This is a genomic window from Devosia sp. (assembly GCF_017307565.1).
Lineage (GTDB): Bacteria > Pseudomonadota > Alphaproteobacteria > Rhizobiales > Devosiaceae > Devosia.
Genome location: NZ_JAFKHD010000151.1, coordinates 1 through 5,779, shown reverse-complemented (window position 1 = coordinate 5,779; position 5,779 = coordinate 1). Strand labels below are relative to the sequence as shown.

General features: G+C 61.7%; 4 protein-coding genes and 1 pseudogene. 2 read left to right on the top strand and 3 right to left on the bottom strand.

The genetic code is table 11. The features are described from left to right. Nucleotides 1-236 (bottom strand): annotated as a pseudogene (locus J0I64_RS04115) (hypothetical protein); the annotation flags it as partial. A gap of 170 nt (nt 237-406) precedes the next feature. Between J0I64_RS04115 and J0I64_RS04110 the strand changes: the two are divergent. After that, on the top strand, nt 407-3,013 hold the full coding sequence (locus J0I64_RS04110) for a LuxR C-terminal-related transcriptional regulator (protein ID WP_291406338.1): 2,607 nt from the start codon (nt 407-409) through the stop codon (nt 3,011-3,013). 17 nt (nt 3,014-3,030) lie between these two features. On the opposite strand, the gene J0I64_RS04105 is transcribed toward J0I64_RS04110, so the two are convergent. Further along, entirely contained in the window at nt 3,031-3,804 is a 774-nt protein-coding gene (locus J0I64_RS04105) for a hypothetical protein (RefSeq protein WP_291406337.1), read from the bottom strand. Between the two features lie 807 nt (nt 3,805-4,611). Further along, complete coding sequence (locus J0I64_RS04100) at nt 4,612-4,902, bottom strand: hypothetical protein (RefSeq protein ID WP_291406336.1); 291 nt, start codon at nt 4,900-4,902, stop codon at nt 4,612-4,614. Nucleotides 4,903-5,086: 184 nt separating this feature from the next. Here J0I64_RS04100 and J0I64_RS04095 point away from each other — a divergent pair, with 184 nt between their 5' ends. Next, on the top strand, nt 5,087-5,746 hold the full coding sequence (locus J0I64_RS04095) for an outer membrane protein (RefSeq protein WP_291406335.1): 660 nt from the start codon (nt 5,087-5,089) through the stop codon (nt 5,744-5,746). Nucleotides 5,747-5,779 lie beyond the last annotated feature (33 nt).

The window sequence follows — 5,779 nt, the reverse complement described above, 5'->3', positions numbered from 1 at the left end:
AGTGGTCCTGTGACATGGATCAGCCGGCTCTCATTGGCCGGATCGAGCGGGCTTGCAGTGACGGAGACGACGAGGCCGGCGCCTTCGGCCAGTGATCGCTCGGTCTGTACCGCGCGTCCTTCGTTCCAGAACAGCAGGCCGACCATGGCCACAACAAGCACAAGACCAAAGACAAGACCGCCGAACGACTGTTTGACGCGGTCGAACCACGAAAGGGTAATTGTTTTCTGCGACACGATTTTTTACCAGATGATCAGAATTGAACCGTGCAGTAGAAGAACAGCCGCGCCCGCAACTACCCCTCTAAAAGGGGGATATGGCCGGGGCGAAACACTCGGTAACACTCGGGCCTACCGGGCCTTTCAAGAGCGACCGCCGGTCCATTGGGAGCAGTCGAACCCGTCGCATGCCAGTGCCCAAACCCCTCCTCGACGCGCCGCCGGTCCAGCTGTTTAATCCCGTTGTTCGTAAGGGTCTGGAAGCGGCCCTGCTGGAAACCGACGCCACGACGACGCTGCTGGTGGGCCCGCCGGGCAGCGGCAAGACGGTTGCCCTGTCGGCACTGTGGACGCGGATCCGGGACGCTGGCGATAAGGCCGCCTGGCTCGAGCTCACCCCGGAAGACAACGACCTCAAAACTCTCAAGGCGCGGCTAGGGGCAGCCATGGACAGCGCCGGCACGGTCTTTGTCGATGGCCTCAATCACCTCGCCACGCCGCATGCGCGGTACCATCTCGACCATCTGCTATTCGAGGCGCCGCGCCGCCGGTTTTACGCCGCCAGCCGCGCCTTGCCGGGCCCCGGTTTCCAGCAAGGATTTTTGCGGGGTGCGGTCAACGTCGTCGGCCCCCAAGAGCTGCGCCTCGATGACAGCGAAGCCAGGCAGGTTCTCGGTATCCGCCTGTCGCGTCGGCAGGCCGAGCATCTCAACAGGTTCGTCGACGGCTGGGCAGCGGGCCTGCGCATGCTGTCGATGGATGCAGATGCTGCCCTCGCCTTGGCCGATGACAAAGCCGGGGCGACCGCCATACCCGCAGCCATGGCGGCTTATTTCGACAGCGTGATCTGCGCAGACCTGCCGGCCGGCACGCTGCAGGCGCTCTTCGACATCAGCGTTTTCAGACGCTTTTCGCCAGAGTCCCTGACCGCCATTCCGCCGGGCGGGCGGCGGTGGGCCGATATCGCGCCCCTGATCGAGCACCATCTCTTCGTGCGCCATGTCGATGCGACCCGGGTCTGGGCCTCCTTCCAGCCCGCCTTTGGCTGCCATCTGCGTCATCGTTTCCGGCAGGCCGATCCCGGTCGCTACGAGCAATTGCGCATGGCCGCCGCTGCCTGGTTCGAGGCCGAGGGCCATGCGACCGAAGCTGTGCGTCATGCTGTGGCCCTTGCCGATGGGTCGACCGCGGCGCGGATCGTCGAGAATGCCGGGGCGATCTCGATCGATGCGGGTGACGGGCCCGATGTCGCGCTCGGCGCCCCGATCGCGCCGGAGCGGGCCGTGGAGCTTCCGCTCGCCTTTCTGGGACAGGTCTATTACCGCATTCGCCAGGGCCGTCAGCGCGAGGTGCGTGCGCCGTTCGAGCGTGCCGCGGCCCTTACGGACAATTTCACCAGGCTTGGCGCCAATGCCGACCCGGAAGTGGTGTCGAGCTGGTACGCATTGCTGGTCGTGGTGCTGAAGGCAGCCGACGATGTCGAGTTGGCCGAAGCCGATATCGACCGGCTTGAAGCCGCTCTTGCGGCGCAAATGGCCCGCGAACCGGTGCTTGCGGCCAGCATCGCCTCAGTGCTGGCCTTCCTCTATCTCGATCTCTCCCGCCATGCCGAGGCCGCGGCTATCTGCAGCATGGGCATGAGTGCCCTAGATGTCGCCAGCAATTACAAGGCGACACTCTTCATCCGCCTGCATCAGGCCGCCGCGGCTCTGGCGCAGGATACACTGGAACAGGCGGTGCTCTGCGTCGAAGACGCGATGCGCATTGCCAGCATCGAGGGCAGTAGCGCCAGCTATGAGATGGTGACCAGCCAGATCCTGCGCGGCGTGCTGCACTACGAAAACAACGAACTCAAACAGGCCCTGGCCCTGCTCCAACCGGCGCTGGGGTATCTCCACGCCGTCAATGGTTGGGGCCGGCTCTATGCCGAAGCTTTTACTATTGCCGCCGATGCGGCCAGCCTCTTGCACGGTCCTGAGGTGGCCGAAAAGCTTATTCGCGCCGGCGAAGGCTTTGCCCGGCAGCGCAACCTGCAACGCCTAGGCAATCACCTAGCTATTGCGCGCCTCGCCAAGCACCTGCGCGCCGGCGACTGGCGTGCCGCCCAGTCTTTGGTGGATGAGGCGCCGCTGGCCGATCTCCTCACCAGCAGGGAACTCTCGCCCTACCTGCTGGTGCAGCAGGTGCCGGCCCAGTTGAAGGCTGCCGAACTGCTGCTCGCCATCGGCCGGCCACGACAGGCTCAGGCCATGCTCGATCAGATCAACAAGTCATTCCTCGCCGATGCCGACAATCGGCTGCGCCTCGGCTTTCACGTCCTCGCCATGCAGGCCGCCTTCGGTGCGCGCCGCTTCAATGCGGCCGTCGAGCACATGCATGCAAGCGTCGAGCTGGCCCGCCAGTCCGGCCTCGTGCGTCGGATCCTTGATGCACGCGAGGCGGTGCTGGCGGTTTTCGATTGGGCATTGCGCAATGGGCGCCATCCGGCCCCGGGCCTCGCCACCTATGTCAAATCCGTCTTGCGGCCCGGAGGCGGGGCGGCAAGCGGCACCCAATTGGCGCAGAACAGGCCGCGGCGCGGGGCGCAGAACCTCGCAGACAATTTTGCCCTGAGCCCGCGGGAAAGCGAGATCATCGCCCTGATCGCCGAAGGTTTTAGCGCCAAGGAGATTGCCAGCCGGCTCGAGATCAGCGAGGGCACGGTCAAGAGCCATCGCAAGAAGATCCACGAAAAGCTTGGCGTAACGACACGCTCCCAGGCCATACAGCGCGCCCGTGAACTGCTGATCGTCTGAGGCCCTGGTCTTCGCGTTCATCGCAACGGACGTTTCCAAATAGCTGCCTGGCACGCAGCAATCGCTCTGCTCTGATGGGACCAATAGACATCGCCGTCACTGATCGGGGCATATTCCGCCATATGCCCGGCAACGCAGGTGCAAAGACTCTCGGCGCTCGCTCCGGAAGCGTCCAGCCAGTCCTGAACCCGGGCCCTGTCGAATCCAGCGTGTTCAACCCATCCGTCGATGGCATATTCGCATTGTAGCTTGTCCCATTCGTCCTCCCAGATCGGCCCATCTTGGCAACCGTAGGCGCATTCGTCTTCGGTTATGACGTCGTCAGCGCCGAGATCGAGTTCCAAAAGCGCAGAGGAGTAGAAGAAACCGCCGGGATCGAGGCAGACATCGAGGCTGTCTCTGAGGGTAGCGGCAAGGGCGGCGAAATCAGACATTTCGTCGCCCACCTGCTCAATTCCGGATGTTTGGTCCGGGCCGGAATAGACGAATGCCATTCCCACACAGCCACAGAATGCAGGTTCATCGATGTCGGCGGCCGCCACAGCCGAGCGATGGTCGGTGCCGCCCAATAATCCACTCGGTCCGTCATCGAGCGCGGTTTGGCAGAGCAGGGTCCCCATCTGATAGAGATCAGTCTCGATGATGCTGTAGGCGCTCGCTATCTGGACCGGTAGCACCAGGCCAGTCACCAGGACAATTGGAGCGAGGAGCGTGGATGCATTGAGGTGCGCGCGCGCTGATCGTCTGGCTCGAGTAAGCCATGTGAAGAAGCGCAATTTCCGAGATGCCATTTCTAACTATCCGAGTTTGCCCGGCATGTGCCTCGCCGTGAGGCCACTTTTCATCGATCGAGAAAGCTTTGCGGGCGAATTTCTGAAACGTTAGGAGGCAGTAGAATGCGTGCCCGACACGAGCCACTCCCCCAAAAAGGGGATGCATCCGCACGGCGACCTGGGAAAACGCAATTTAGAGTCGAAAGGCCATGGTTCTAGACTGGAGTAGGATGCCAGTACATGTCCCGCAAAAAGGCATGAGCCAAGACAGTCTCCGTGCTGATGGGCGTACGCGGAGCCACAGCTAAATCAGCGCCGTTGTCCGCTTTCCTCAAATACCGCCCCAAAGCCGCCAGTCCGCAAACCACCCCGAGGCAGCCATAGCCCTGAGCATCTGGAGCAAGGGAAGAAGACGCGATAGCCGACCCCTGCGGTGCGTCGTCGTGGCGACCAGCAGAGTGTCGGCTATGGAGATGGCTATCTAGACGTTTAGCGCCAAAGCCGCCTTCCGGAGGTATTCGGGGCCGAACCGAGCATACATTCGGTAGGTTATCCGCGGGTCTGAGTGCCCCAAGAACTGAGCGATTTCGGGTATGGCAATGCCACTTTCCGCCATCTACACCGCTGCTGTATGGCGAAGGTCGTGCGGCGTAATATCGTGAAGCATTGCGCGTTTCGCTGCGGCGGCAAATCCTTTCTTGATGTTGAGGACGGGGCCGCCTGCGTATTCTATTAAGTGGCGCTGCCGTAGATCAGGATATCGCCTGTCGCTCGTGCCTTGAGATCGGCGACCGATTCTGCGTCGCGCAGGATGTCGCTATCGGCCTAGCTGGCGGTTCGCAGGCTGGTCGACACGACGCTTTTTCGCATCGGGTTTAGTTTGTCGGCATAGACCTTTTCCCAGTCGGCGGCGGCGGGATTGTCGGGGATCTGGCTCCAATAGAACGAGAGCTGTTCGTAGGTTTTTCGACCGAACAGCAGGTGGCCCATGGTGCTGACGAGGCCGATTTCGTATTCGGCTAACTGGCCATCGCCGCGGACGAAGTCGAGTTCACCCGCGGGCCCGGAGATGAAGCCGTCGAGGCTTATCCAATGGGTGGAGATGATTCTGCTCATGGTGTTTCCCTCGGAGCCGGTTCATCTAAACCTGATGAACCCCGCCGTGGTTCCCGTGGCGGCGGTTGGCTTTTCCCCGATAATGAAACGTTAACCCCGTTGTCCGTCAGCAGTTCGGCTGCAAGAAAAATTTAGATTTGATCGTCTTTTAGTGTTCGTACGATACGCAATATTGGAGGCTCAATTGAATAAATTCGCATTCGCGGCGGCTTTTGCCGCTTTGTCGGTGACCACTGTTTCGGCGGCCGATCTTTCGACGCCCTTTAAGCCCGCTGCTGCAGTTTATTCTCCCGCCAGTGCCTTCAACTGGTCCGGCTTCTATGCCGGTGCCAACGTTGGTTATGGCTGGGCCGATATGACGGCCGGTGGCCCGACGCAGCGTCTGCAGGGACTTCTGGGTGGCGTGCAGGTTGGCTACAACCACGATCTGGGCGGCGTCGTGCTCGGCCTTGAAGGTGACTTGCAGCTTTCCGGCGTGAAGCACACCGCTGCTTTGGGTGCCTCGTCCGGCACGTTCAGCATTGACCAGTTCGGCACGCTGCGCGGTCGCGTTGGCCTCGCTGCTGATCGCTTCCTGCCCTATGTGACGGGCGGTCTGGCGGTGGCGAATAACCACATCGCCATCAGTGGCGTCGGTGTCAATTACGACGAGAGCAAGGTGTCGGTCGGCTGGACGATCGGTGGCGGTGTGGAATTCGCCGCGACCGACAACATCACGCTCAAGGCCGAATATCTCTATGCCGACTTCGGCAAGGCGAACTTTGCCGGCCCGGCTGGTCTGGCAGCGGCTGACGTCACGACCAAGGCAAGCATTGTGCGCACTGGTGTGAACTTCAAGTACTGACGTTTTCGTCACCCTGGGTGACGTGCGATGGGC

What these genes read in the sequence shown, in the direction of transcription:
- J0I64_RS04110 (WP_291406338.1), top strand. Translation starts at nt 407, where the DNA reads ATGCCAGTGCCCAAACCCCTCCTCGACGCGCCGCCGGTCCAGCTGTTT.
- J0I64_RS04100 (WP_291406336.1), bottom strand. Translation starts at nt 4,902, where the DNA reads ATGAGCAGAATCATCTCCACCCATTGGATAAGCCTCGACGGCTTCATC.
- J0I64_RS04105 (WP_291406337.1), bottom strand. Translation starts at nt 3,804, where the DNA reads ATGGCATCTCGGAAATTGCGCTTCTTCACATGGCTTACTCGAGCCAGA.